General features: G+C 68.0%; 24 protein-coding genes. 11 read left to right on the top strand and 13 right to left on the bottom strand.

Translation table 11 applies throughout. The features are described 5' to 3' along the window. Positions 1 to 146: 146 nt before the first annotated feature. On the bottom strand, positions 147 to 554 hold the full coding sequence (locus tag ACFVJ5_RS21605; RefSeq protein WP_379222490.1) for an SdpI family protein: 408 nt from the start codon (positions 552 to 554) through the stop codon (positions 147 to 149). 192 nt (positions 555 to 746) lie between these two features. Here ACFVJ5_RS21605 and leuS point away from each other — a divergent pair, with 192 nt between their 5' ends. Beyond that, a complete protein-coding gene (gene leuS, locus ACFVJ5_RS21600) occupies positions 747 to 3,587 on the top strand; it encodes a leucine--tRNA ligase (protein ID WP_379222488.1) in 2,841 nt (946 codons plus the stop codon). Positions 3,588 to 3,703: 116 nt separating this feature from the next. On the opposite strand, the gene ACFVJ5_RS21595 is transcribed toward leuS, so the two are convergent. Together ACFVJ5_RS21595 and ACFVJ5_RS21590 are read right to left on the bottom strand one after the other, a co-directional pair. Next, positions 3,704 to 4,495: a polysaccharide deacetylase family protein gene (locus tag ACFVJ5_RS21595; protein ID WP_379222698.1), complete on the bottom strand. Its 792-nt coding sequence runs from the start codon at positions 4,493 to 4,495 to the stop codon at positions 3,704 to 3,706. A gap of 195 nt (positions 4,496 to 4,690) precedes the next feature. Further along, a complete protein-coding gene (locus ACFVJ5_RS21590; protein ID WP_379222486.1) occupies positions 4,691 to 5,380 on the bottom strand; it encodes an SDR family oxidoreductase in 690 nt (229 codons plus the stop codon). Between the two features lie 85 nt (positions 5,381 to 5,465). Here ACFVJ5_RS21590 and ACFVJ5_RS21585 point away from each other — a divergent pair, with 85 nt between their 5' ends. Further along, positions 5,466 to 6,008 (top strand): DUF6069 family protein, encoded by a 543-nt coding sequence (locus ACFVJ5_RS21585; RefSeq protein WP_379222484.1) that lies wholly within the window; start codon positions 5,466 to 5,468, stop codon positions 6,006 to 6,008. Positions 6,009 to 6,062: 54 nt separating this feature from the next. After that, positions 6,063 to 7,403, top strand: a complete 1,341-nt coding sequence (locus ACFVJ5_RS21580) for an amylo-alpha-1,6-glucosidase (protein WP_379222483.1) — start codon at positions 6,063 to 6,065, stop codon at positions 7,401 to 7,403. Here the strand turns inward: ACFVJ5_RS21580 and ACFVJ5_RS21575 are convergent. Further along, entirely contained in the window at positions 7,400 to 8,086 is a 687-nt protein-coding gene (locus tag ACFVJ5_RS21575) for a pentapeptide repeat-containing protein (RefSeq protein ID WP_379222481.1), read from the bottom strand. The two genes, ACFVJ5_RS21580 and ACFVJ5_RS21575, sit on opposite strands and share 4 nt — an antisense overlap. 131 nt (positions 8,087 to 8,217) lie before the next feature. Here ACFVJ5_RS21575 and ACFVJ5_RS21570 point away from each other — a divergent pair, with 131 nt between their 5' ends. Continuing rightward, positions 8,218 to 8,952, top strand: coding sequence for a glycoside hydrolase family 25 protein (locus ACFVJ5_RS21570; protein ID WP_379222479.1), 735 nt, complete (start codon positions 8,218 to 8,220; stop codon positions 8,950 to 8,952). Between the two features lie 67 nt (positions 8,953 to 9,019). Here ACFVJ5_RS21570 and ACFVJ5_RS21565 read toward each other — a convergent pair whose 3' ends face one another. The 3 genes from ACFVJ5_RS21565 to ACFVJ5_RS21555 form a co-directional block, all read right to left on the bottom strand. Then, entirely contained in the window at positions 9,020 to 11,080 is a 2,061-nt protein-coding gene (locus ACFVJ5_RS21565) for a PhoX family protein (protein WP_379222477.1), read from the bottom strand. Between the two features lie 156 nt (positions 11,081 to 11,236). Further along, complete coding sequence (locus tag ACFVJ5_RS21560; RefSeq protein ID WP_378634940.1) at positions 11,237 to 12,037, bottom strand: hypothetical protein; 801 nt, start codon at positions 12,035 to 12,037, stop codon at positions 11,237 to 11,239. 38 nt (positions 12,038 to 12,075) lie between these two features. Further along, entirely contained in the window at positions 12,076 to 12,591 is a 516-nt protein-coding gene (locus tag ACFVJ5_RS21555) for a lipoprotein LpqH (protein WP_379222475.1), read from the bottom strand. Between the two features lie 158 nt (positions 12,592 to 12,749). Here ACFVJ5_RS21555 and ACFVJ5_RS21550 point away from each other — a divergent pair, with 158 nt between their 5' ends. The 4 genes from ACFVJ5_RS21550 to ACFVJ5_RS21535 are packed head-to-tail and all read left to right on the top strand — an operon-like array spanning position 12,750 to position 17,906. After that, on the top strand, positions 12,750 to 14,063 hold the full coding sequence (locus ACFVJ5_RS21550; RefSeq protein ID WP_379222696.1) for a hypothetical protein: 1,314 nt from the start codon (positions 12,750 to 12,752) through the stop codon (positions 14,061 to 14,063). Further along, entirely contained in the window at positions 14,063 to 15,109 is a 1,047-nt protein-coding gene (locus tag ACFVJ5_RS21545) for a hypothetical protein (RefSeq protein ID WP_379222473.1), read from the top strand. Before ACFVJ5_RS21550 ends, ACFVJ5_RS21545 begins: the two co-directional genes overlap by 1 nt. Then, entirely contained in the window at positions 15,109 to 16,623 is a 1,515-nt protein-coding gene (locus tag ACFVJ5_RS21540; protein ID WP_379222472.1) for a tetratricopeptide repeat protein, read from the top strand. Before ACFVJ5_RS21545 ends, ACFVJ5_RS21540 begins: the two co-directional genes overlap by 1 nt. Continuing rightward, complete coding sequence (locus tag ACFVJ5_RS21535) at positions 16,620 to 17,906, top strand: CHAT domain-containing protein (protein WP_379222470.1); 1,287 nt, start codon at positions 16,620 to 16,622, stop codon at positions 17,904 to 17,906. The genes ACFVJ5_RS21540 and ACFVJ5_RS21535 overlap by 4 nt, the downstream gene beginning before the upstream one ends. Positions 17,907 to 17,910: 4 nt before the next feature. On the opposite strand, the gene ACFVJ5_RS21530 is transcribed toward ACFVJ5_RS21535, so the two are convergent. The 5 genes from ACFVJ5_RS21530 to ACFVJ5_RS21510 form a co-directional block, all read right to left on the bottom strand. After that, the gene (locus ACFVJ5_RS21530; protein ID WP_379222468.1) at positions 17,911 to 18,978 is read right to left on the bottom strand and encodes an alpha/beta hydrolase; all 1,068 of its coding nucleotides are present in this window, start codon (positions 18,976 to 18,978) and stop codon (positions 17,911 to 17,913) included. Between the two features lie 138 nt (positions 18,979 to 19,116). Beyond that, a complete protein-coding gene (locus ACFVJ5_RS21525) occupies positions 19,117 to 19,413 on the bottom strand; it encodes a hypothetical protein (RefSeq protein ID WP_379222466.1) in 297 nt (98 codons plus the stop codon). 111 nt (positions 19,414 to 19,524) lie between these two features. Beyond that, positions 19,525 to 20,250, bottom strand: a complete 726-nt coding sequence (locus ACFVJ5_RS21520) for an amino acid ABC transporter ATP-binding protein (RefSeq protein ID WP_056823853.1) — start codon at positions 20,248 to 20,250, stop codon at positions 19,525 to 19,527. A gap of 26 nt (positions 20,251 to 20,276) precedes the next feature. Further along, on the bottom strand, positions 20,277 to 22,058 hold the full coding sequence (locus ACFVJ5_RS21515) for an ABC transporter substrate-binding protein/permease (protein WP_379222464.1): 1,782 nt from the start codon (positions 22,056 to 22,058) through the stop codon (positions 20,277 to 20,279). A 114-nt stretch (positions 22,059 to 22,172) separates the two neighbouring features. Continuing rightward, on the bottom strand, positions 22,173 to 22,967 hold the full coding sequence (locus ACFVJ5_RS21510; protein WP_378709368.1) for an LLM class F420-dependent oxidoreductase: 795 nt from the start codon (positions 22,965 to 22,967) through the stop codon (positions 22,173 to 22,175). A 137-nt stretch (positions 22,968 to 23,104) separates the two neighbouring features. Between ACFVJ5_RS21510 and ACFVJ5_RS21505 the strand changes: the two genes are divergently transcribed. Then, entirely contained in the window at positions 23,105 to 24,184 is a 1,080-nt protein-coding gene (locus ACFVJ5_RS21505) for an ABC transporter ATP-binding protein (protein ID WP_379222462.1), read from the top strand. 147 nt (positions 24,185 to 24,331) lie between these two features. Next, complete coding sequence (locus ACFVJ5_RS21500) at positions 24,332 to 24,979, top strand: NADPH-dependent F420 reductase (RefSeq protein WP_379222460.1); 648 nt, start codon at positions 24,332 to 24,334, stop codon at positions 24,977 to 24,979. Here ACFVJ5_RS21500 and ACFVJ5_RS21495 read toward each other — a convergent pair. Next, positions 24,976 to 25,506, bottom strand: a complete 531-nt coding sequence (locus ACFVJ5_RS21495; protein ID WP_379222458.1) for a winged helix-turn-helix transcriptional regulator — start codon at positions 25,504 to 25,506, stop codon at positions 24,976 to 24,978. The two genes, ACFVJ5_RS21500 and ACFVJ5_RS21495, sit on opposite strands and share 4 nt — an antisense overlap. A gap of 84 nt (positions 25,507 to 25,590) precedes the next feature. On the opposite strand from ACFVJ5_RS21495, the gene ACFVJ5_RS21490 reads away from it, so the two are divergent. Continuing rightward, a complete protein-coding gene (locus ACFVJ5_RS21490) occupies positions 25,591 to 26,760 on the top strand; it encodes a thiolase family protein (protein ID WP_379222456.1) in 1,170 nt (389 codons plus the stop codon). Positions 26,761 to 26,791 lie beyond the last annotated feature (31 nt).

The raw sequence follows: 26,791 nt of genomic DNA, 5'->3' as shown, positions 1-26,791 counted from the left end.
GAACGATCCCCGCGATCGCCGAGTAACCGGTAGTGATCGCCCCGATCAACGCAAGAACAAGCCCAGCCCCGACAACCTTCACATTTCCCCCCGATCAAAGGTCCTGCTCCCGTTGTACCGGAACGCAGGACCCTGCCGCTAGAGGGTTAGTTGGCGGGGGCGCAGGTGTCGCGGAGGGAGCAGCCGCCGCAGGAGGAGCCGCAGCCGCCGGCGGGGGCCGGCGGGAGGAGGGGTTCTACTGTGCGGGCGGCGGCGTTGGCGCCTGCGCCGAGGGTGAAGATGGCGATGACCGCGACGAGTGCGGCTACGCCGACGCTCGCGAGACCACCGGCGACCAGCACGACCAGTCCGCCGGCGAACAGCAGGGCGCCCGCGCCGACGGAGGTGGGGGCGGCGATGCGGTTGGCGAGACGGAAATTGTCGTCACTGTGCAGCGCGGCTTCCGTGGTGACACCGAGGAAGCGGTTGCGGGGCAGTTTGCCGAGCAGTCCGAGCACGCCGGTCACAATCGCGACCGCGGCCAGCGCGAACAACAGGAGAGCGACGACGACCATTCATGCAGGCTAGCGCACCCGTAAAGACCCGAAATCAGGGCTCCCCGCCGAGCGTGACCGGCCACACACCGCCGGTGCGCGCTGTCGCGGACGCGCGGCATGTTCTCGGCCCTTGGGAAATCGCCTCGCGTCAACGTTCTACGCTGTTAGACGATGTTTACCGGGGATCGGCGAGAACAAGAAGGCAGGACCGTGCAGGACACTCGTGCAACCGAGACTGACGTACCTCAGCACCGGTACAACGCCGAGCTGGCTGGGCGGATCGAACGCCGCTGGCAGCAGAACTGGACCGAGCGCGGCACCTTCAACGCGCCCAACCCGGTCGGGCCGCTCGCCGGGGAGACCCCGCCCGACAAGCTGTTCATCCAGGACATGTTCCCGTTCCCCTCGGGCGCGGGCCTGCACGTCGGCCACCCGCTGGGCTATATCGCCACCGACGTCTTCGGCCGCTACCACCGCATGCGTGGACGCAACGTGCTGCACGCGCTCGGCTACGACGCCTTCGGTCTGCCCGCCGAGCAGTACGCCGTGCAGACCGGCGCGCATCCCCGGGTGACCACCGAGGCCAACATCGCGACCATGCAGCGGCAGCTGGACCGGCTGGGCCTCGGCCACGACCCGCGGCGTTCGTTCGCCACCACCGACCCCGAGTACTACCGGTGGACGCAGTGGATCTTCCTGCGCATCTACAACGCCTGGTACGACCAGGAAGCCGGTCGGGCCCGGCCGATCGCGGAGCTGGAAGAGCAGTTCGTCACCGGCGCGCGTCCGGTTCCCGAGGGTGCCTGGAACACCATGTCGACCGCTGAGCGCGGCGCGCTGATCGACTCGTATCGCCTGGTGTACCAGTCGGATTCGATCGTCAACTGGTGCCCGGGGCTGGGCACGGTGCTGTCGAACGAAGAGGTCACCACCGACGGGCGCAGCGAGCGCGGGAACTTCCCCGTGTTCCGTAAGCGCATGTGGCAGTGGATGATGCGCATCACCTCCTACTCCGACCGGCTGGTCGACGACCTGGACACCCTGGACTGGCCGGACAACGTGAAGTCCATGCAGCGCAACTGGATCGGGCGCTCGCGTGGCGCTCAGGTGCGGTTCGACGCGGACGGCGAGACCATCGAGGTGTTCACCACCCGTCCCGACACGCTGTTCGGCGCGACGTATGTGGTGCTGGCCCCCGAGCACGAGCTGGTCGACAAGCTGACCGCCGCCGCCTGGCCCGACAGCACGGATGCCCGCTGGACCAACGACAGCGCCACCCCGGCGGAAGCTGTTGCCGCATACCGCAAGTCGATCGCGGCGAAGTCGGATCTGGAACGTCAGGAGAACAAGGAGAAGACCGGCGTCTTCCTCGGCTCCTACGCCACCAACCCGGCCGACGGCACGCAGGTGCCGATCTTCATCGCCGACTACGTGCTGAGCGGTTACGGAACCGGCGCCATCATGGCGGTGCCCGGCCACGACGGCCGCGACTGGGATTTCGCGACCACGCTGGGCCTGCCCATCGTCGAGGTGATCGCGGGGGGCGACGTCAGCGAGGCCGCTTACTCCGGCGACGGCGCACTGGTGAATTCCGGCTTCCTGAACGGACTTCCGGTCGACGAGGCCAAGGCGACCATGATCGGTCACCTCGAAGCCGAGGGCCACGGCACCGGCACCGTCCAGTACAAGCTGCGCGACTGGCTGTTCGCGCGTCAGCGGTACTGGGGCGAGCCGTTCCCGATCGTCTACGACGCCGACGGCGTGGCCCACGCGCTGCCGGAATCCATGCTGCCCGTGGAACTTCCGGAGATGGAAGACTTCGCGCCGGTCACCTTCGACGCCGACGACGCCGATTCCGAGCCGTCCCCGCCGCTGGCCAAGGCCACCGACTGGGTGAACGTCGAGCTGGATCTGGGCGACGGGCCCAAGCAGTACCGCCGCGACACCAATGTGATGCCCAACTGGGCCGGATCGTCGTGGTACCAGCTGCGCTACGCCGACCCGACCAACGCCGAGACGTTCTGCGCCGAGGAGAACGAGAAGTACTGGCTGGGCCCGCGCACGGCCGAGCACGGTCCGAACGACCCGGGCGGTGTCGACCTGTACGTAGGCGGTGTGGAGCACGCGGTGCTGCACCTGCTGTATGCGCGGTTCTGGCAGAAAGTGCTCTTCGACCTGGGGGATGTGTCGGGCAGCGAGCCCTACCGCCGCCTGTACAACCAGGGCTATGTGCAGGGCTACGCGTACACCGACGAGCGGGGCGCGTATGTGCCCGCCGCCGAGGTCGTCGAGCGTGACGCGAAGTTCTTCTGGACCGGGGCCGACGGCGTCGAGATCGAGGTCGCCCAGGAGTACGGCAAGATCGGCAAGTCGCTGAAGAACGCCATCTCGCCCGACGAGATGTGCGACCTCTACGGCGCCGACACCTTCCGCTTCTACGAGATGTCGATGGGTCCGCTCGACACCTCGCGCCCGTGGGCGACCAAGGACGTCGTGGGCGCGCACCGGTTCCTGCAGCGCGTCTGGCGCCTGGTGGTCGACGAGGAAACCGGCACGGTGAAGGCCACCGACGCCGCGCCGTCGGACGAGACCCTGCGCCTGGTGCACCGCACCATCGCCGGCGTCGACGAGGACCTGGCCGCGCTGCGCGACAACACCGCGGGCGCCAAGCTGATCGAGCTGACCAACCACCTCACCAAGAACTACCCCGCCGGCGCCCCCCGCGCCGCCGTGGATCCCCTGGTGCTGATGCTCGCTCCGCTGGCTCCCCACATCGCCGAAGAACTGTGGGAACGCCTGGGCCACACCGCATCCCTGGCCCACGGCCCCTTCCCCGCCGCCGATCCCGCACTGCTGGTGGCGGACTCGGTGGAATACCCGATCCAGGTGAAGGGCAAGGTCCGCAGCCGAATCCAGGTCCCCGCCGCCGCCGACCCCGCGTCGATCGAGGCCGCCGCCCTGGCCGACGAGAAGGTCATCGCCCTGCTCGACGGTCAGGCGCCCCGCAAGATCATCGTGGTGCCGGGGAAGATGGTCAACATCGTGCCGTAGCCGCCTCCCCGGGTCTTTTGGCCAGACCCGGGTACGGGGAGAGTTGGGGACGCGGCAAGCTTTGTGAGGTGGGCGGGTTGGCTCGTGCCCGGTGAGTTACCCATGTTCTTGCGAGATCAGCTTCGTACTTCCAGGACGTCGTTCAGCGTGACCAGCGACAGGTTGCGCTCGCGGATGATGTCGACCAGCTGGCCGTAGCAGTGGGTGACCGGGGGGAAGTTGGCGTGGCCGATGACGATCGACTGGGCGGCGAAGTATTTGTGGGCGCACTCGATCAGGTATTCCTCGGTGATGAGGCCCGAGTCGGACAGGGAGCCGTACCACATGGTGGGGACGGTGTAGCCGAGGTCGGCGGCCACCTTGTCGACGGTGGCGTTGTGATATCCGAACGGCGGGCGATAGAACGGGGTGCCGTCGACGCCGAAGTTGTTGCGCAGGAACGTTTTCGTGCGACCGAGCTGGTCGGCCACCTCGGTGGTGCCGATCTTGGTCAGGGCGGCGTGGTCCCAGGTGTGGTTGCCGAGCTGGATCTGACCCGACTCCACCAGCGGGCGCATCGCGTCGCGGTGGATGGTCCAGGAGTCGTAGTAGCCGGTGACGAAGAAGGTGAAACGGGCGCCGGTGTCCTTCGCCCATTTCACGTACGCGCCGACGACTTCGGCGCTGGCGCCGTCGTCGACCGTCAGTGCCATGGTGAGCCCTTGACCGGGCAGCGCGGTGATGGGCTTCGGGGGAATGATCGACTTCGGACCACCCGGCGGGGGCGGGAGCAGGGGCTGGACGGGGGTCGGAACTGGCGGCGGCGGCGTGGGGATCTCGCCGCCGGAACCCGCCTCGACGGTCTCGCCCTCGGCGGTCGCGCAGCCGGTCAGCGCCACGGCGGTACCCGCGGCCAGCATCGCCAGCATTCGACGTCTATCCACTTACGAAACCCCTACTCGAGCCGGGTGCACCTCGCGACGAGCCAGGGCACTGATCAAATCAGCGGGACGGTACCCACCGAATCCATCGAGCGCCTGAACCAGCGGATACCTCTGTGCGAATTCCAGCGCCGACCCCCTGGACGCAGCTATCGGCGACCATACCGAATCACCTCGTCGCGGTCAGCGCGGCCGCAATACGATCTCGGTCGGATGCCCGTCGCGTGGGGTGTCGACGGCCGTTCGTACGGCGCCGGCCACCGTCTCGGCGGTGAGGAACTCCTCCGGCCGGTACTCGCGACCCTCGTCGGCGACGATCGCCCGCTGCATATCGGTGTCGATGCGACCGGGGAACAGCGAGGTCACCCGCAGCGAGGGCTCCTCCTGACGCAGCGCGTCGGCGAAGGCGCGCAGCCCGAACTTGCTGGCCGCATAGGAGCCCCAGCCGGGATGCGCGCGCAATCCCGCGCCCGAATTGATGAGCACCACGTGCCCGTTCGCGGCGCGCAGTGCGGGCAGCAACACCCTCGTCAGCTCGACGACCGCGATCAGATTGACCTCGAGGGTTTCGCGCCACTGCTCGACCGAGGACTCGGCGACCGTTCCCAGGTCGGCGATGCCCGCGTTGTGCACGAGGACATCGAGTCGCGAGATCTGTTCGGCGGCCGCGGCCACCGCGGGGTAGTCGGTGAGCGCGACCGGCCAGCCCGTCGCCGCGGGCAGCTCGGTGAGAATCGGCTTCAGCGCGTCGGCGGATCTGGCACCGAGCAGCAGGTCGTGGGTGGGCGCGAGTTCGCGGGCGATCGCGGCACCGAGTCCACGGCTCGCGCCGGTGATGAGAGCGGTCTGGGCGGGAGTACTGGTCACCGTCATACATCCCACGCTAGCGGGCACGCAGATCTCGACACCCTCGCCGTTTCCGCGCGCGGATGACAGCACCGACTAGTACCGTCGGACTATGACCGATCCCCGGTACAACTACGGACCAGCGGACCCGCAGTACCCCCAGCACCAGGGCCAGCCTCAGTACGGCCAGGGCCAGCCCCACTATCCCCAGGGCGAACCGGAGCCCAAGGTCAATGTGGGCAAGCTGTGGGCAGGCGGTATCGGCACGGCCGTCGTGGCCGCGTTGCTGGTGGTCGTCGCGATCATGCTGATCCGAGGGGTGCTCGGTATCGCGATCCTCTCGCCCGAGGGCGCGGGTGCGTACGGCACCGTCTCCACCACCTCCTACGCCATCGCCGCCGCGGGTGCCGCGTTGCTGGCCACGGCGCTGTTGATGGTGCTGTTGCTGGCGATGCCGAGCCCGCTCACCTTCTTCACCTGGATCTGCCTGCTCCTGACAGCCGTCGCGGTGATTCTGCCGTTCACGCTGGTCGCCGACCTGGACGCCAAGATCGCGACCGCGGCGATCAACCTGCTGGTCGGGCTGTGCATCACCACCATGCTCAGCTCGGTCGGGTCGGCGGCGCAGAACACGCCGCGTCAAGCCGGGTACTGATCGTCACAGTGCCGTCGAGATGCCATAGGGCCTGCTCCACCGCAGAATAGATAGATGACCGACCCAGGTTTCACCTCGACGCAGCTCGCGGCCCGCGCCGCCTACCTCCTGCGGGGCAACGACCTGGGCACGATGACCAGCGCCGCGCCCCGCCTCTACCCGCACATGTGGAGCTGGGACGCGGCGTTCGTCGCGGTGGGGCTGGCGCCGTTGAGCGTGGAGCGGGCGGTGGTCGAGCTCGACACGCTGCTGTCGGCGCAGTGGAAGAACGGGATGATCCCGCACATCGTGTTCGCCAACGGTGTCGACGGATACTTTCCCGGGCCCGCGCGGTGGGAATGTCGCAAGCTGGCGAGCAACGCCCCCGACGGCCCCGACACCTCCGGCATCACCCAGCCGCCGGTGCACGCCATCGCCGTGCAGCGCATCCTCGACCATTCCCGCAGGCACGGCCGCTCCACCCGCGCGGTCGCCGAGGAATTCCTGAACCGCCGCTGGCCCGATCTGGTGCGCTGGCACCGCTGGCTCGCCCATGCCCGCGACCCCAAGGAAACCGGGCGCATCACGCTGTACCACGGCTGGGAATCCGGCATGGACAACTCGCCGCGCTGGGACCGCGCCTACGCCAATGTCGTTCCGGGGACCGACCTTCCGCCGTACCGCCGCGCGGACACCTCGATCGTCTCCGACCCCACCCAGCGGCCGAGCGACCGTGAGTACGACCGCTACCTGTGGCTGGTCGAGCAGATGCGCCGCGCGAACTACGACGATTTCCAGCTCACCTCGGTGATGAGTTTCGCCGTGGAGGACGTGTTCGTGTCGGCGATCTTCGCACTGGCCTGCGAGGTGCTGGCCGATATCGGCGAGGAGTACAAACAACCGCACGCCGACGTCCGCGAACTGCACGGCTGGGCCGAACGTTTCCGCGCGGGCGTGGTCGCCACCACCGACGAACGGACCGGTGCGGCAAAGGATTACGACGTCCGCCTGCAACGCTGGATCAGTACCGAAACCCTCGCCATGTTCGCCCCGCTGATCTCGGGCGGCCTGCCCCGCCACGCCGAGCGCGCCCTGCTCAACACCTTCGAAGGCCCACGCTTCTGCGGCCACCCCGACCTGCGCTACGCCCTGCCACCCTCGACCTCCCCGGTCTCCAAGGACTTCCGGCCACGCGAATACTGGCGCGGCCCCGTCTGGCCGGTGATGAGCTGGCTGTTCTCCTGGGCCTTCGCCCGCCGAGGCTGGGCGGAGCGCTCCTACATGCTGCGCGCCGAAGGACTGCGCCAGGCCAGCGACGGCAGCTTCGCCGAGTACTACGAGCCGTACACCGGCGCTCCGCTGGGGAGCATGCAGCAATCCTGGACTGCCGCTTCGGTTCTCGATTGGCTCGGTTAGTTCTCCGAGATGTCGGCGTGCCATTCGACGGTGATGCCGAGTTCGCGCGCGAGAGTCGACGCCAGTCCCTCCGGGTCGCCGCCGTTGATGGTGGCACCGCGCAGGGCGGTGATGCCGTAGATGCCGGTGAGGTCGCAGTCTTCGAAGCGCAGGTTCTGCTGGATGCGGGCGCCGGTGAAGCGGGCGCCGACGAGGTTGCAGCGTTCGAAGCGGACGTTGCGGAACTCGGCGCTCTGGAAGTCGGCTTGACGTAGATCGCAGTCGCGAAACACCACTGTGCGCAGGCGGGATTGGGCGAAGGAGGACAGGTCGGCGCGCGTGGAGTCGATCAGGACGTCGCGGAGAACGCCTGCGGTCCACGACAATCCGGTGAGCCGACCGTGCTCGATCAGGGATTCGATCATCGAGGAGTCATCGGCCTGAACGTTGGCCAGATCGCAGACGCGCAGCGTGGATTCGGCGACGGTGCTGTGCCGCAGGGTGCTCGGAAACCGAACGCTGTCGAACACGCAGGCCTCGACGCTGATACCGGAGACGTGACGCTCGGCGAAATCCGCGTCCCGATATTCGACGTCGGTGACGGTCAGTTCGTCGATCGGATCGTCGCCGGGCGAGACCGCGGCTCGCAGCGCCCCCGGCTTCGCGACCGCCGGTTCGAACCGCACCTCACGCTTGCGCGCCATGCCCACCACTTTCTGTCAGCCGATGTCCGCACCAAGATACGGGCACGGGCCGACAGGCTTTCCGTAACTATTCACAGACACTCACCAACACCACTGGTCACACAGGCAACAAGCCACTACGGTCGACGGCCATGGACACCAAGCGCTGGAGTTCGACGGTTCGTGGTTGTGTTGCGCTCATCGCCCTGGCCTGCGTGCTACCCGCTACCGCGCAGGCGGAGCCCAGCGGCCCGGATGTGTCGTCCTGGCAGCATGTCGACGGCCGGATGATCGACTGGCACGCGGTGCGCGCGGCCGGACATCAGTTCGCGATGGTGAAGGCCACCGAGGGCCTGCACTACATCAATCCGTTCTTCGTGCAGGACAGCATTCTCATGCGCACCGCCGGGGTGGCGCGCGGCACCTACCATTTCGCACGCCCCGAACTGCCGCCCGAACCGCAGGCCGCGATGTACGCGGCGACGGTCCTCGGCCAGAACGGGCCCCTCGACCTGCCCCCGGTGCTCGACCTGGAGACCGCGGGTGGCCTGGCCCCCGCCGCCCTCATCGACTGGACCCACCGCTACCTCAACGCGCTGCAGACCCTCACCGGCCGCACGCCCATCATCTACACCTATCCCCACTTCTGGAAGACCGCGATGGCCGACACCAGCGCCTTCACCCGATACCCCCTCTGGATCGCCGACTACAGCGGCAACGACCAGCCCGAAGTCCCCGGCAACTGGCCCACCTGGACCTTCTGGCAAACCACCGACCGCGGCGCCGTGCCCGGCATCCACGGCGGCACCGACGTCAACATCTACAGCGGCGCGCAAGGCGACCTCGCCCGCTTCGCCAACATGTCGGGAATGTTCGGCAGCAGCTGAGGACAGATATGACAAAACCGCCACTCGCCCAGCCGAGTAGCGGTTTCGTCAGCGGATCGGGGGTCGGCTAGACGCCGATTCGTCCGCCGTTCTTCTTCCAGACGACCGCCACGGCGGGACGCGGCTGGGAGGTGCCGCCGTCGGGCCAGTGGGACTGCGGGTTGTCGGGGGTGGCGTCGTCGGCCTCGCCGGGGTGCTGGACCGACACGATGACGTGGGATTCGGTGACGATCGGGCCACAGGTCTCGGCGCCCTTGGGCACGGTGAGGAACTGCTTGGTCTCACCGCGGTTGGGGCCGTCGAGGATCACCGAGAACAGGCCGTCGTTGGTCTTGAGGGCGTTGCCGTCGGTGGAGATCCACAGGTTGCCGTACGGGTCGAAGGCCAGGTTGTCCGGGCAGGAGATCGGGCTGACCTTGGTCTTGTCGAAGCCGGCGAAGTAGGTGTCGGCGGCGGCGGGGTCACCGCAGACCAGGAGCAGCGACCAGGTGAAGTCGGTGCCGGTGTGGTTGTCGGTGAGCTCGAGGACCTGGCCGTTCTTGTTCAGCTTGCGCGGGTTGGCCTCGTCGACACCCGGCTTGTCGTCCTTGGCGCGGTTGTCGTTGTTGGTCAGCGCCACGTAGACCTTGCCGGTGAACGGGTTGGCCTCGAAGTCCTCGGGGCGGTCCATCTTGGTGGCGCCGACCTTGTCGGCGGCCAGGCGGGTGAACACCGCCACCTCGGCGGCGGACATGCCGTCGACCAGGGACTTGCCCTTGCCGTCGTCACCGGTCTCGAGCAGTGGAATCCACTGGCCCTTGCCGGTGAAGCCCTTGTCGGAGGGAACCGCGCCGCTGCCGTCGATCTTGTCGGCGTGGTCGCCGGTGAGCTTGGCGACGTAGAGGGTGCCCGCGTCGAGGATGGTCAGGTTGTGCCGCATCGCGGAAGCGCCGGTGCCCGACTGGATCTTGCGCGAGGACACGAACTTGTACATGTAGTCGAACTTCTCGTCGTCGCCGGTGTAGGAGACGACATCACCGGAGTCGGTGACGTAGATCGACGCGCCCTCGTGCTTGAGGCGACCCATCGCGGAGTGCTTGATCGGCGTGGAGGAGGCATCCCACGGGTTGACCTCGACGACGTAACCGAAACGGTTGGCCTCGTTGGGTTCCTGGCTCAGGTCGAAGCGCTTGTCGGTGCGCTCCCACTGGTTCGGTGTGCCGCCCTTGGGGAAGCCGTAGCGCTTGACGCGGCCCTGCGGGTCGGAGGCCTTGTCGCCGTTGGCGAAGTAGCCGTTGAAGTTCTCTTCACCGGAAAGCACCGTGCCCCAAGGGGTCACGCCGCCGGCGCAGTTGGCGAAGGTGCCGAGCACCTTCTTGCCGGACGGGTCGGCACCGGTGACGGTGAACGCGCTGCCCGCGGCGGGGCCGGTGAGGAGGAACTCGCTGTCGGCGGTGATGCGGCGGTTGTACTTGCCGAATACCGGGGTGAGCTTGCCGGAGCCCGCTTCGCCCTTGACCTCGACCACGGCCATGCCGTGGGCGGCCTTGGTGATCGCGATCTGCTCGTCGGTCGGGGCGTCTTTGTTGTACCCGCGGAACATCATCGGGCCGGTGGTGTACTCGTGGTTGACCACGAGCAGGTAGCTGTTGGCCTGGCCCTCGATCGGCATCAGCGCGGCGAAGTCGTTGTTGTAGCCGAACTGCTTCAGCTGCGCCGCGGCGGTCTGCTTGTCGAAGTCGAACGCGGGGGCGTCGGCGAAGATCGGGTCACCCCAGCGGATGACGACCTGCTGGTCGTAGCCCTCCGGAATGGTCAGCGCGTCTTCCTTGTTCGGCGCCACCGCGGTGAACGTCGTTCCGGTGCCGGGTGTTCCAGCCGGAGTCGGGGCCGGGGTCTTCGCGGCCTCGGAGTCGTCACCACAGGCGGCCAGCGCACTCGCGGCGCCGACAGCCAGCACCGCGGCCGCGCCGCCCTTGATCAGGCCACGGCGGTTGAGGCCGCTGACGATGTCACCGAAGTAGGCACCCTCCGAGGTGTTCGGGGGCTCGTGAAAGCAGGCGTTGCCGCACTTGTATTCACAGGTCAGGGCGGCGCGTGCCGACTGACCGTCATGCTTGACGAACAGGGCGAGCGGTTTCGGACTCACGGTGACTCCTGAGTAGAACGGACTCCGGGCACCGTAAGCAGCCCAAGCGAGCCATCGGGAACGCGTAGATGAACGGACGACCAAAACTCGGCGCGCGCTGTGACCGATCACGGATGGATCAGCCACAGCGCGCGCCGAGTGCGCAGGGAGTTGTCATCAGGCGTTGACCGGAAGGGAGATCACCACTTCCTGCTCGTTACCCGGGAGATAGTGCACCTGCACGATCCGTCCGACCTGCACGTGTCCGACCGCGGTGGGCGGCAGGTACTTCTCGGCGCGGGTCTCGAATGTGGTGCCGTCCGGGCGGGTGACCACCAGGCCGAGCGCGATCTCGGTGTAGCCGCCGCGGATGCGGCCGGGGACGTCCAGGCTGCGGACCACGGCCTGGGCGGCCAGCCCGCGTTCGGCGATGTCGAGCTTGCCCCGGGTGGTGATGCCCTTGCGGATGAGTGATTCGTTCATCGCGCGCTGGGCGGCGCCGTTGTCGCCGGAGCGGTCGACCTCGACCTTGTCGGTGCGGCCCGGCAGATACCGGACCGGCAGGACGACGCCCGGCTGCAGCAGGGCCAGTTCGGTGAGCGGCACGATCATCTTGGCGTGCGAGTCGAAGACCTTTCCGTCGGACCCCTCGACCCGGAAAGCGATCTTGACCTGTGGCTGGTCGTTCACCGAGACGCCGGTCTGCCGGAACGAGGTGATGGTGCCGATACCGACGGCAGCGTCGCGGAACTCGCTGCTGTTGCGGCCGGTGAAGGCTTCGAGGATGCCGTCGCCGGTGAAGGCGAAGACGATCGGGACGATGGTGAGCGCGATGATCGGCAGGGCCATCTGGGGACCGACCCAGCCGAGCATCGCGCCGGTGTATTCGTCGGGGGTGTAGGTGAGGCCGTAGAAGAGGTAGTAGCCGATGGCGAGGATTCCGAAGGCGACCGCGGCCGCACGCAGCTTGGATTTCATGATTTCTCCTTGGATGGATGCGACCGGGTCGCGAAGGATCAGGCGCCGACGATGGTCGAGCAGGCGAAGGTGATGTCGAACTTCACCGTCGACGGGCCCGCCAGCGGGTTGGTCATGTCGGCGCTGATGCCCTCGCCGGTGATGCGGTAGGTGTTGCCGTCCTTGGCCAGGGTCGCGGACCCGCCGGGCTGGCCGTTGCCGTAGCCGACGGCGTAGGGCAGGCCGTTGGCGCCGCCCTGGCTACCGCCGATGGCGACCGCCTGGACCTTCTCGCCTTCGATCGACGCGCTGACCGAGAGGCTGCCGTAGGTGGCGTTGGCCGTATCGGTGAGCGCCAGCGCGAGGGTGCCTGCCTGCTTGGCGCAGGTGGTGTCGAACTTCGCGGTGAATTCCTTGCCGTCGACAGTGGCGGTGGACTTGCCCGCGGCCGGTGCCGGAGCGGCCGATCCGGCGGTGCTCGGGGAGGTGGTGCCGGCATCGTCGCTGCAACCGGTGACGAACAGCGCGGTGGCGGCGGCGGAAGCGGCGAGGGCGGCGATCAGCTTGGTGTTCATGGTGGTTTCCGTTTCTCTCGGTGTGACCGGGCTGGTAACCCGTTGAGAGAAAGGTAGAAATCTTTCCCCGCCTACCGATCCCAACTTTCGTGCGTGGCAACCGCCGCACCGGCCGCCGAAAATACCTATAACCTGGTCGGATGCGGAGACCGCGCGCCATGGTGCTCGATGAGGTGTGGCGGGGGCTCGACGGTGTCGACGCGCTGAGCGGGGCCGACGGTGGGCCGCTGCGGCGGACGGTGAAGTTGATCCTCGATCCGCTGGTGCTGCGGCCGATGCAGCATCCCGGGCTCGCGTCGAGCATGCTCGACGAGGACGGGATCGCGCTGCTCACAGCACTGGTACACGCCCAGTCCGATGCGTTACGGGCGTGTGCGGCGTGGTTCGTTGTGCTGAAGCAGGTGCGGCGCCGGCTGCGGATCACCGAGGGGAACGCCCAGGATCTGTACTTCCAGCGCTGCTTCGAGCTGGCGACCGTCGCCGGTGCGCCCGAGGGCGACCGCGCGCACGCGAGGGCCGAGGCGATGCTGCGGGAAGTCCATGACAGCACCGGCGGGCGCACCACCGCCGCGCTGAAACGCCATGTGACCGACCCGGCTCGAGCGGCCGAGCTGGCCGAACTGCTGGACATCGCGTGGGCCCGCCGCCCGCTCGCCCCGTACGGCGCCCGGGATCTGGCGGCCGAACTGACCGAGCTGCTCGAAGCCTGCACGCTCGCCCGCTCGGGGGACCCGGCCGATGCGGGGCCGCTGTTCGACGACATCGTCGACAGCGGTGCGGGCACCCGACGCGGGATCGCCCTGTGGCTCGCGCATCCCGACGCGGGCGCCGACGATCTGGGGCTCACCACCTGTTCCAGCCCACAGCGACCCGAGCTCGGCGCGTCGGCGTCGACCGCGAGTCTCGGTCTGCCCTTCGACCGGACCGTCTACGAGCGGGTCTTCACGGTGTTGCAGGGCAGCATCGATCGGACCGACCTCCCCGAGATTCCGGAGCTGGTCACCCGGGAGATCTCGCGCAGTTGTTCGCCATGGGGACTGCTCGACGAATCGCTGCGGGTCGCCGCGGCGGCGGGTTCCGAACTGGCGCTGGGTCTCTCACCGATCGGAACCCCGGCGGCCGGGATCGACCCGGCTGTCTCGTCGCGTGCGCACGACGTGGTCAACGGTCGCTGGCGGCGGGAAGGGTATGTGCTGCAGGCGCGGCGGTACGCGGTGCACGTGGTCGACGGGCAGACGGGACCACTCGCGGCGGTGGCGGCCGAACTGCGCGCGCCGTGGCGGCCGTATTCGCGCAGGTTATGGGTGCGGTTGCACGGTCGGGATGTGCGCGAGCTGCCGGTGTTCGATCCCGGTGAGCTGTGGGATCTGCTCGACGGTGTGGCCCGGTCGGTGATCCTGGATCACCGCACGCGGGTCAAACAGGCGTTGACCGCCGACACCGTGGCCGATGTGGAAGCGAGGGCCAGCTGATGACAGTCGTCCACCTTCGCCATCCCGAACCGGGCCTGCTCGTGATCGCTCCGGAGCGGGCGCCACTGGTCACCGATGCCGCGCCGGGGCTCGATGTGCTGGTCCTCGAGGTGACTGGGGGGCATCTGAGTTGGAGCCTGTTCGACGACGAATCGGTTCCCGCGGCGGTGCTCGATGATGTCGAGGCGGCGCAGGACTGGGTGTGGGCGGTATACGGCGAGGAGGTCGCCTCAGCTGTCGCGGACAACCATCCCCGAACGCTCACAGCCGCGCCCGCTCGGCGAGAGTCGGCCGCTGCCCTGCGACGACTTGCTTATGCGCACTGGGCAATTCGGTGGTGGCCGGCGTCGACTGTCGACGGGATTCCCGCCCTGGATCCGCGGCTGCTGGCCGAGGAAATCGAGGCGCTCACCGAGCAGTGCGAGATGATGTTCGACGGAGATATCGATGAGCGGTCCAGTGAGCTGGATGCCTACGCGAGCCTCGGCACGGAGGAGACCCCCGACGGCGGTGGCGCATCGATCGGTCGATCACTCGGTCGTGCTGAGGATTACGCGCTGGCGGCCGGTGGTACGGATTCGCCCGACGGGCTGATCGTCGCGCGCGGCAGTGGTGGCTGGGACTGGCGGCGTTGCCCGCCCGGCATTCTCGACGCGGGCCAGCACGCGGTGTCGTGGCAGGTGCAGCGGGCGGCCGGGGTATCGACGGTGCTGGTCAGCGTGGTCGCCTCGCCCGACTGCCGGGGCGTGGTCCCGGAACATCTGCGGCCGTACGCGTGGGTTCGCTCGGCCGGCGCGGAATTCACGACACCCCTGCATCGGCGGGGTGACGCCTGGACCGGCTCGGTTCGAATCCCCGGCACACCGGAAAGCTCACCGGAGATCACCATTTTCGTGCCCGGCGTCGGTCCTGCCGATCCGCCGGAAGACGAGTCGGCCGCCCGGGATCGGATCCGCCGATTCGCCCGCACCCGGCTCACCGAACACACCGGCGACCAGCGCCTGACCGCCGAAACTGCGGCCGCCGAAACAGACGAGGACTTCTGATGGCAGCCACGGGTAGGACATCCGATCGCGACGACGCCCAGCTCACCGCGGGGTACGCGGCCTATCAGCGTGGCGATGTGGTCGCGGCACTGGAGATCTTCGAGCAGGCGGCCGACGGTGCGGCGCCGCGATTGCGCAGTGCCGCGCTGATCAATGCCGCGAGCATGGCCGACGAGCTCGGGGAGCATCGGCGGTCGGTGGTGCTGTTCCGAACGGCTCTGGCGGAGATGCCCGACGATGCCGCACATCAGCGACCTGCGGCATTGGTGAATCTGTCGCAGGCCTTCCAGCATCTGGGCGAGTTCGATGCCGCACAGGACGTGCTCGAGGAGGCGCGTGCGCTGCTCGCCGACAGCACCGATCAGGGGCTGCTGCGAGTGGCGTGCCTGTTGTCGCTGACGGCGGTCGCGCTGCACCGGCAGCAGTGGGCGCGCGCCGGGGAGCTGGCGGTCGAATCTCTGGGTGTGACAGAACGTTTCGCGCCGGAACTGGCCGGTCACCCGTTGATGAACCTGGCGGCCTGCTCGTTCGAGACCGGTCGCTGGGAACTGGCTATCGACTTCGCGCGCCAGGGTGTGGCCGCTTTCGCCGCGGCGGGCGAGGCTGCCTCGGTCGCGGAGTCGCAGCAGAATCTGGCCACCATGCTGGTGCGGGCCGGGCATTTCGACGAGGCCGAGGAGCCGTTGCTGGCCAGTCAGGGGTTCTTCGAGGCCGGTGAACTGGGCCACTGGTCCGGGATCGGGTCCAAGACGATGGGCTTTCTCGCCGAACGCCGGAATGACTTCGCCACGGCGCGTGCGTATTACGAGCGGGCGCTCGATCGGTTCGACTCCACCGGCGCGGTGGTGGACGCGGCGGACGTTCGGCTGCGCCTCGCCACCGTCTCTTGTGCCGAAGGCGATCTCGCTGCCGCCGAAGAACTACTGGACGCGTCGTTCACGGCCTACGCCGCCCAAGGACTCGGGATGCACTGCGCCCAGCTCGACTACTGGCACGCCGAACTCCTCCATGCCTCGATCGAGCAAGCGGCACAACCGGATCCGGACCTGTTGGCCCGCGCGGTATCCCTGGCGGTCCCCGCCGCCCTCGCCATCGACGCCGTTCGCCACACCCTCCCCAACGGCAATCAGCGTGAACACTGGCACCGCACCGTCGCCGAACCCGCCATGCGCGTCGCCTTCCGATGCGCCGCCCTCGCCGGAAACGGTCAACTGGTGAGCGACCTGATCGAGACACAATGTGCTGGAACCACTCTCGATACCACCGCATACTCCGACGTCACCGCACCTACCCTCGAATTCCAGCTGTTCGATCCCGAGCCCGCCGAGCAGATCACCACACCGGCCCTGCAACTCGGCGCCGCACTGGCCGACGTGGCCGCTGCCGCGGGCATCCCCGTCGCGCCACCACCTCGCCTGGTCGACCACGGCCGCATAGTCCTGGCGGACTTCATCTCCCACGCCGAGCAACGCTACGGACGCCCCGTACGCGACACCCGGGTGATCGCGCTGTGAACGAGTCGGCAGCGGCAACGCCTTCGGCAGCCGAACTCGGCAGTGTGCCGACAGCGTTCATCAGGCTGGCCGACGCGGGTGATGTGTACGTGTCGTGGCGGTGGGCCGACGACGCGTTGGCACGTGGCGTAGCGGTGCTGCCCCGAGACCAAGTGCGCGAGACACTGCGACTGCTGACCGACGCGGTACCCGATCCCGCGCGACCCGACGACCTGCGGCGGGTCATGACCGCGGGGGCACTGGCCGATCCCGAGGCGGAAAGTGCGCTGGCGCAGGCTTTGTCACGCACCTTGCTGCCCTATGGGCTCGCCGTGCAGCTCTATGAGCTGTCGCAGCGGGGGATTCGACCGCATCTGCGGATCCAGCCCTCGCCCAGGCTGGCTCAGGTGCCGTGGGAGATCCTCGCCCCCGATGCGGGGATCCGGCTGCTGGACATCGCCGATGTCAGCCTGCTCGCGCCGGTCTCGGTGGTGCACGCGCCGGATCGAATCGTGCACCGCTGGAACGACACTCGCGAGCTACCCGTGGTCGCGGTGCTCGATCCGCGCGTGCCGGGGTTTCGCGCCGACTCCGAACTCGGCTCGGTACTCGGCAGACCGTCGGCGGAAACCCTGGCGGCACAACACTTCGGCCGCTACGGAGCTCGCGTGGTCCCCCGGGTCGACGACGCGGTCGAACTCTTCCGGCGCGCCGACACCGACCGAGACTGGTTGTCCGAGGTCCTGCGGGCGGGCGCGAGCCGACTCGTCTACGTCGGCCATGTCACCGCTCCCGCACCGGAATCGGGCCGGAGCGAACACGCCGAGCTCCACCTGAGCTGCACCGCCGACACCCGGGGCTTCGCGGCGACGAACCGCACCCACCGCCCGCTCTCGGCGAAGGACCTCCTCCTCGGCACCCATACGCTCGACTCCGCCCCCGTCTCCGGACGTGACCGGTGGCCGATGCCGAGCCGCGTCGCCCTCATCGCCTGCGAAAGCGGCGGCGACCTGCGTTTCACCGAGGCCCTCGGCCTCACCACCGCGGCCCTCTCGGCGGGCGCCGAACTCGTCACCGCCACCCGCTGGCCGCTGCCCACCGACCACGCCTTCCACACCTTCACCCCCACCACGGGCCACCCGCTGCAAGCCGCGATCTGCGCCGTGGACACCGCTCACGATTCCTCCACACCCGTCCCCACCCTGCTGACCTGGCAGCGGTCACAGTTGTCCGCATGGCGGGACGCTCCGGCGGCCGAGAACTCGCCCCTGCTCTGGGCCGCCTTCGCCACCGTCACCGACTGACCGGCTATTCGGGCAGTCCCAAACCCGCGGCCAGCACCGGCCACGACCGATAGAAGGCATCACGCCAATAGCCCCAGGAGTGCGTGCCGCTCGCTTGACGATCGAAGGTGGCGGGAATCCCCAACTCGTCCAGCCGGGACTCGAGGTTGCGGGTGCACCAGTTGACCGCGGCCTCGATGACCCCGCCGACGACGACCTGGTTGGCCAGGCCGAACGGCGTCGGATTCATCATGTACGGGTCGTCGATGCGGTCGTGCGGGCCCGGCAGGCCGGAGGCATCCGAGACGAACAGCCGTGTGCCACGCAGTTTCTCGGCGTGGACGACCGGGTCGTTGGCAACCCAGGCCGGGTCGTCGTCGGCACCGTACATATTGCCGACGTCGCCACCGCCGTAGGTCTCCACGACCAGCTTGGTGAACTGCTTGCCGATCGGATCCGAGATCTGCGCGCAGCCGCTGTAGCCGGCGACGGACTGGTAGAAGCCCGGCTTGGCCTCCGCCAATTGCAGGACGGCCGTCGCGGTCATCGAGTTGGCCGCGATGGCGTTGACGCCGTTGGTGCCCAGTGCCGCGTCGACCAGGGGTGGGAGTTCGTCGAGGAGGAAGGTGCGCCATTTGTTGCGGCCGAGCGCGGGGTCGTCTTGCTGCCAGTCGGTGTAGTACGCCCAGGCGCCGCCGATCGGCATCACCACATTGACGTCCTTGGTGGCGAGGAAATCGCCGACGTCGGTGTTCTGCCACCAGGTCGCGCGGTCCTCGCCGCCCCCGGCGCCGTTGAGCAGGTAGAGCGCCGGGCGCGGCACAGAGGCGTCTTTCGGACGCTGCACCTTCACGGTGATGGGCTTGTTCATCGCGGCGGAGAAGACCAGCATGGTCAGATTTCGATCATCGACCCTGCTCGAGATGATGTTCGAGCCGTTCGCGGTGGTCGGCGTCGCGAGGAGCTTCTTGGCTTCGACAATCGGATCGCGCCCGTCGGCCAGGCCGTTGCCCGCACCGAAGGTGGCGGCGCATGCGGCCAGCACGCTGCCGACGACGCCGAAAGCCATTGTGCGCCTGATTGTTCTGCCCATCGACCGAGAATCCCCATCCGTGAATCGGCAGGCATGACGCAGGCCGCAGGCACAGACAGTATCCGGGGAACCGATCGATCGTCGAGCCAGAGGTAATACGGGCAGCCGACCCCACCGGGGCGGGGTCGGGCCTAGTGGTCAGTGATCGTCGTAATGGCCCGCGTGGGCGGCGTGGCGGTGGCCGTCGTGGATGTAGTCGACGTGGTCGCCGTGCGGGACGGCGACATGACCACAGCCGGGGCCGTGCTCGTGGGCGTGGGCGGTGTGCTCGACGTGTGCTGTGGTCTCGCACTCGTCGAAATGGCCGTCGTGTTCGCGGTGCAGGTGACCGTCGTGGACGTAGTCGACGTGGTCCTCGTGCGGAACGGCGACATGGCCGCAGGTGGGGCCGTGGACATGGGTGTGCTGCGGGTGTTCGGCGTGCGTGGTGGTCATCGGCTCTCTCTTCCCGGTTTCCCGGAACTCGGTCCGGTACTGATCGAATGGAGCTGAAGCACTTCCGACATTAGCAGTTGCGCATGCGTTGCTGCGAGGCCCCTTACCTGGTCAGAGGACCTGATCGAGGAAGCGGCGCAGGCGCGGGGTCTCGGCGTCGTCGAACAGGGCGTCGGGGGTACCGGTCTCCACGACGACACCCTGATCCATGAACACCACGCTGTCGGAGACCTCGCGGGCGAACCCCATCTCGTGGGTCACCACGATCATCGACATGCCGCCCGAGGCGAGGTCGGCCATCAGCGCCAGCACGCCTTTCACCAGCTCGGGGTCCAGCGCCGACGTGGCCTCGTCGAAGAACATCAGCTCCGGTTTCATGGCCAGCGCGCGGGCGATGGCGACGCGCTGCTGCTGGCCGCCCGACAGCGAAGCAGGCCTGGCGTCGGCCTTGTCGGCCAGACCGACGATCTCGAGCTGTTCGATCGCCAGCGCGCGGGCCTCGTCGGCGGACAGGCCGCGCAGTTTGCGCGGGCCGAGCACGATGTTGTCGGCGACGGTCTTGTGGGGGAACAGGTTGAACTGCTGGAAGACCATGCCGATGCGCTGGCGCAGCTTGTCGGGGTTGTCCTTCAGCACCGACTTGCCGTCGAGGAGCACGTCGCCGGAATCGGGTTCGTGCAGGCGGTTGAGGACGCGCAGCAGCGTCGACTTACCCGAGCCGGACGGGCCGATGACGGTGGTGGCGTGGCCTGCCTCGACGTGGATGTCGACACCGCGCAGGATGTGGTTGTTGCCGAGCGTCAGGTTGAGCCCGGTGCCGGTCAACGATGCACTCATGCTGGTCCGCCGCTCGCTACGCTCGCTCATGCGCCTCGCCCTTCTGTGATGACCGCCTGCTCGATCGGGTCGGCGGGGGTGGGTCTGCCGGTGCGCATGCGCTGGTCGATGTAGTTGACCAGGTGGGTGAGCGGGATGGTGAGCACCAGATACATCAGGCCCGCCGCGACCAGCGGGGACAGGTTGCCGGTCTGGGCGTTGAGGTCGCGTCCGACGGCGAACAGCTCGCGCTGTGAGGCGAGCAGGCCGAGGAAATAGATCAGCGACGAGTCCTTGATCAGCGCGATGAACTGGTTCATCAGCGCGGGCAGCACCCGGCGCACACCCTGCGGGATCACCACCAGCGTCATCGACTGGCGGTATCCGAAGCCGATCGCGCGCGCGGCTTCGAGCTGACCGGGCTCCACCGACTGGATACCGGAGCGGAAGATCTCGCCGATATAGGCCGACGAGAGCAGAGCCAGCGCCACCGCGCCGAGCCAGTACGGGTTGCCGCCGGTGATATTGCGGACCACCGGGCCGATGCCGAGCCCGATCAGCAAGATGATCACGACGGCGGGCAGGCCGCGGAAGATATCGGTGTAGACGCGGGCGGGCCAGCGCAACCAGCGGGTGCGGGAAATGCCCATCACCGCGAGCAACATGCCGATCACGGTGCCGAGGACACCCGAAACCAACGCCAGAATCAGGGTATTCGGCAGGCCGACCTTGATCAGGTCGGGGAAAGCCTTGCGGTACAACGACCAGTCGAAGAAGGTGTCCTTCAACTGCTGCAGGGTCGACTTCTGCGCGACCTGTTCGGTCTCCCCCGGCTGATTCTCGGCGGCGAGTGCCTTGAAGTCCGGAAGTTGTGGTGCGGGTGCGGCTTTGGAGCCCGGCTTCCAGCCCGGCGGGAGTTCGCGTGGCACCCAGTCGGCGTAGAGGCGGGCGTAGGTACCGTCGGCGATCACCGCGTCGAGGCCGGAGTTGAGCGCGTCGATCAGCGGCTGGTTGTTCTTCGCCACCGCGTAGCCGACGAAGTTGTCGAGGCTGAAGGTGTTCTGTGAGATCACCATTCCGTTGCCGGGCTTGATCGCGCCCTCGGCCTGGGCCGACGGCGCCACCCAGGCGTCGACCTGGCCGGACTTCAGATTCGCGTAGGCGGTGTTGTAGTCGGGGAATTTCACCGGATCCAGCTTCAGCTGGTTCACCACGAATTCGTCCTGCACGGTGCCCTGCACCACCGCGATGCGCGAGCTCTGGTTGAGATCGCCGAAGCCCTTCACCGCGCTGCCCTGCGGAACGACAAGGGAGAAGTAGCCGAAGTCGTAGCCGTTGGTGAAGCCGACGAGTTCGCGGCGGGCATCGGTGGTGGTGATGTTGGACGAGCCGACATCGAAGCGCTTGCCCGACACCTGGGCGAGCAGGCCGGCGAACTCGGTGCCGGAGAACTCCACGCGCAAACCGAGTTTCGCGGCGATCGCGGCGAGGAGTTCGTTGTCGAAGCCGGTGAACGCGCCCTCGCTGTTGACGCAGATGCTCGGCGGGGCGTCGGACAACGTGCCGACGCTCAGGGTGCCCGGATTGAGCAGGCCGAGTTTCGCGGTGTCGATCGAGTCGACCGGCGCCGTTGTCGCGGTGGTGTAGCGATCGGCGCCCGCGGTCTCGCCCGCGGCCAAGTTGGTCGGCGCGGCGGCGGCAGCCGATGGCCCCGGCGGGGAACAGAGATCGCCCACGCTGCTGGTGTCCGAGCCACCGCAACCGGTCGCCGCGACGCCGACGAGGAGCAAGAGGGCAGCGATCCGCGCCCGAGTTCGTACACCTGCCATGCCGATAGACCCTAGTCGCAACCTTGCACACCGAGGGTTACGCACGCGGGGCGTAACCGCTGCCGACCGTGCAACGTGGCAATACGGCGGCTACATCGGGTCGCCGCGCCGGACTCAGGCGAGACCTTCGAGCACCTCGGGGTTCACCTCATCGCGCCATTCGATCGCGCGAAGCACTTCGGTCAGGTCGTAAGCGGGACCGGAGACGCCCACGGTGAACAGAGTCACACCCGCGTCGTGCAGCGCCTTCGCGTTGTCGCGGCCCTGCCACTGCACCGAGCGTTCGATCCGCGACTCGTCGGTGCCGACCGCCGCCGCATGCTCTGCCAGCACCTTGTTCTTGTGCGCCAATGTCGACACGTCGGCGAAGGAGTGCCAGATGTCGGCGTACTCGGCGACCAAGCGCAGGGTCTTGCGCTCCCCGCCACCGCCGATGAGAATCGGAATCTCCCGCACCGGCGGCGGGTTCAGCTTCGCCAGCCGGGACGTGAGGCGAGACATACTGTCCTTCAACAAATTCAGCCTGCTGCCCGGCGTGCCGAACTCGTAGCCGTATTCGTCGTAGTCACGCTCGAACCAGCCCGCGCCGATGCCGAGGATCAGCCTGCCGCCGCTGATGTTGTCGACCGTGCGCGCCATATCGGCGAGCAGGTCGGGATTGCGGTAGCCGCCACCGGTGACCAGCGCGCCGAACTCGACCCGCTCGGTCTGCTCCGCCCACGCGCCGAGCATCGTCCAGCATTCGAAATGCGCGCCCGCGGGGTCGCCGGTGAGCGGATAGAAGTGGTCCCAGTTGAAGACGATGTCGACCCCGGCGTCCTCTGCCCGCAACACCGCGTCGCGGATGAGCCCGTAATCGGGCGCGTGCTGCGGTTGAAGCTGGACTCCGATACGGACCGGACGACTCATCTCGCTGGCTCCTCGATGGCTCGGGTTGGCACCGCGACCGAGGCTACCCGGCTCCGTTGTGGGCCGCTACGATCCCCAGCGACCCACTACTCGGATCGTCCGGCACGTTCCTGCCGGGATGGGATGTTGATCTACGCATGGCTACCGTGACTTTCGACCGCGCCACCCGGCTCTACGCCGGCGCCACCAAGCCCGCGGTCGACGCACTCGACCTGGAGATCGCCGACGGCGAATTCCTGGTGCTCGTCGGACCCTCCGGGTGTGGCAAATCGACCTCGCTGCGGATGCTGGCCGGCCTCGAAGAGGTCAACGGCGGGTGCATCCGGATCGGCGACAAGGACGTGACCAACGCCGAACCCAAGGATCGCGATATCGCGATGGTGTTCCAGAACTACGCGCTCTACCCGCACATGTCGGTCGCGGAGAACATGGGTTTCGCGCTGAAGCTGGCCAAGGTGTCCAAGGCCGAGCGCGACGAGCGGGTGCTCGAGGCGGCCAAGCTCCTCGACCTCGAGCAGTACCTCGACCGCAAGCCGAAGGCGCTGTCGGGCGGGCAGCGCCAGCGCGTGGCGATGGGCCGCGCGATCGTGCGGCAGCCGCGGGTGTTCCTGATGGACGAGCCGCTGTCGAACCTCGACGCCAAGCTGCGCGTGCAGACCCGTACCCAGATCGCGCAGTTGCAGCGGCGGCTCGGGACCACCACGGTCTACGTCACCCACGACCAGGTCGAGGCGATGACGATGGGCGACCGGGTCGCTGTCCTCAAGGACGGTCTGCTCCAGCAGTGCGCGTCGCCGCGCGACCTCTACCGCGATCCGGCGAACATGTTCGTGGCCGGGTTCATGGGTTCGCCCGCGATGAACCTGTTCACGCTGCCCGTCGACAACGGAACCGTCACCATCGGCGGGTATCCCGTCCGGGTGCCGCGTGCGGTGTCCGACGCGGGTGAGGGCTTCGTGGTGCTCGGCATCCGCCCCGAACACCTCGAGGTGGGCGACGGCGGCCTCGAGATGGAGGTCGACGTGGTGGAGGAACTCGGCTCCGACGCCTACGTGTACGGGCGCGCGCTCTCCACCGGAGTCAGCGGCCAGACCGGCGAAACCATTGTGGCGCGCGTGGATTGGCGCAACCCGCCGCGCAGGGGCGATCGCCTCCGCCTCACCACCGACTCCGAACACGTGTACTTCTTCAGCGTCGACGGCCGCCGGCTGCGCTGATTCGGATGCGCGGGCGGCTCGTCGATCGAGTCGCCCGCGCCCGATTGCGCTGTGCGCGTAGACGCTCGGCTCGATGCCTGGTCCGGCTCTATGCTGATGCTCACCGCCGGTGATCGCCGGGCAGGTCTGTCGACATGAGGTAGTGACATGCGCATAGCAGTACTCGGCACCGGCCAGGTCGGTCGACGGCTGGCGAGCAAGCTGGTCGAGGTCGGGCACGCGGTGACGATGGGGTCGCGAACCGCCGACAATGCCGACGCGGCAGCCTGGGCCGCCGAAACCGGGGGAACACACGGCACTTTCGCCGATGCGGCGGGCGCTGCCGAGCTGATCGTGAATGCCACGTCGGGCACGGTCTCGGTGGCCGCGCTCACCGCCGCGGGGGCGGACAATCTCGCGGGCAAGATCATCGTCGATGTCTCCAACGCACTCGACTTCTCGCAGGGCTTCCCGCCGAAACTCGTTGTCCCCGACGCGGGCAGCGTCGCCGAGGAAATCCAGCAGGCCTTCCCCGCCACCCGCGTGGTGAAGACGCTCAACACCACCAACAACCAGGTGATGGTCGACCCGACCCGGATTCCCGGACAGCACACCATCTTCCTCAGCGGTGACGACGCCGATGCCAAGGAGCAGGTGGCGCGGCTGCTGAACTCCTTCGGCTGGGCCGACGAACAGCTGATCGACCTCGGCGCCCTCAACACGGCCCGCAGCACCGAACCGGTGGTCCTGCTGTGGGTCAGCCTGTTCCAGGCGCTGGGCACCGAGGACGTGACGATCGGCGTGTTCAGCGCCTAGCTGTCCGGGTTCTTCTTTCGGCGCTCGGCGCGGTCGCGGAGGTAGTCCTCGTTGACCCGGACCGCCAAGCGTTCGAGGGGGATCTCGGTGCCGCTGGAGGTGCGGAGGTCGACGCGGACCGGTTCGCCGGTTTCCGCGTCTACCCGAAGCAGGGGTGGGGGCCCCGGCTGGAGGTAGGCGTCGCCCCATTGCCAGAGGGCCACGACCGCGGGAAGGAGGTCTCGGCCCATTTGGGTGAGGGCGTATTCGTGCCGGGTGCGCTTGCCTTCTTCCTGGTACGGGCGTTTTTCCAGGAGGCCGGCGGCGGTGAGTTTGCGGAGTTGGGCCGCTGCGGCGGCGTCGGTGATGCCCACGCGGCGGGCGAAGCCGTCGAAGCGGCGGGTGCCGTAGTAGGCCTCGCGCAGGATGAGCATCGCGGAGCGGGTGCCGATGAGGTCCATGGCCCTGGCGATGGAACAGCCCGCCGTTTCCCATTTACTGAGATCGGCCAGGGGTCCTTCCATCACGGCTGCCATGAGAGACATCATAGCCAATCTGACTTGAGTCGATGATAGTTAGGATCTAAGCTGGCTATTGTCAGATAGAGCCAGCGTTGGCGAAAGAGGACTTCCATGCGAGACGCGGTCATCGTCGAAGCGGTACGCACCCCGATCGGGCGGGGCAAGCCGAACGGCGCACTTCACGACGTTCATCCGGTCGATCTGCTGGCGCACAGCCTGCGGGCGGTGGTCGAGCGCAGCGGGATCGATCCGGCGCTCATCGACGATGTGATCGGCGGCATCGTCACCCAGGTCGGGGAACAAGGGTCGAACATGACCCGGCGGGCCGCGCTGGCCGCCGGATATCCGGAATCAGTGCCTGCCACGACAGTGGACCGGCAGTGCGGCAGCAGTCAGCAGGCGATTCACTTTGCCGCACAGGGAGTTATCGCGGGGGCGTACGACATCGTGGTCGCCGCCGGGGTGGAATCGATGGGGCGAGTCCCCATGGGCGCCAACCTGGTCGGCGCCACCGACCTGTCGGGCATCGCGTTCTCGCAGCGCTATCCCGACGACCTCGTCCCGCAGGGAATCAGCGCCGAACTGATCGCCGCGAAGTGGGGTCTGACGCGGACCCAGCTCGACGAATTCGCCCTCGGCAGTCATGAAAAGGCCGCTCGGGCAACAAAAGATGGACTCTTCGCCGAGGAACTCGCACCGATCAACGGGCTGAACACGGACGAGGGAATCCGGGTCGGCAGCACCATCGATACCCTCGCGAAACTGAAGCCCGCCTACTACGACCCCGCGATGGCGGCGCGGTTCCCGCAGATCGGCTGGGAGATCACCGCCGCCTCGGCCAGCCAGGTCAGCGACGGGAGTTCCGCCGTTCTGATCATGTCCGGCGAACGCGCCGAGCAGCTCGGCCTGCGGCCGCTGGCTCGCCTGCACAGCTTCTCGGTCGCGGGCGACGACCCGTTGCTGATGCTCACCGCGGTCATTCCGGCCACCGAGAAGGTGCTGCGCCGGGCCGGTCTGGACATCGGCGACATCGACCTGTTCGAGATCAACGAGGCGTTTTCGCCGGTCGTGCTGGCGTGGGCGAAAGAGACCGGTGTGGACATGAGCCGGGTCAACGTCAACGGTGGGGCGATCGCGCTCGGGCATCCGCTGGGCGCTTCCGGGGCGCGATTGATGACCACGCTGGTCCACGCGATGCGGCAGCGTGGGGCGCGCTATGGGCTGCAGACCATGTGCGAAGCGGGTGGTCTGGCCAACGCCACCATCATCGAACGCCTGTGACACCGGACGGCGGCGCTCACCGTGAGCGCCG

This window comes from Nocardia sp. NPDC127606 (genome assembly GCF_042671725.1).
Taxonomy (GTDB): Bacteria; Actinomycetota; Actinomycetes; order Mycobacteriales; family Mycobacteriaceae; genus Nocardia.
This window is presented reverse-complemented; position numbering and strand designations above follow the sequence as displayed.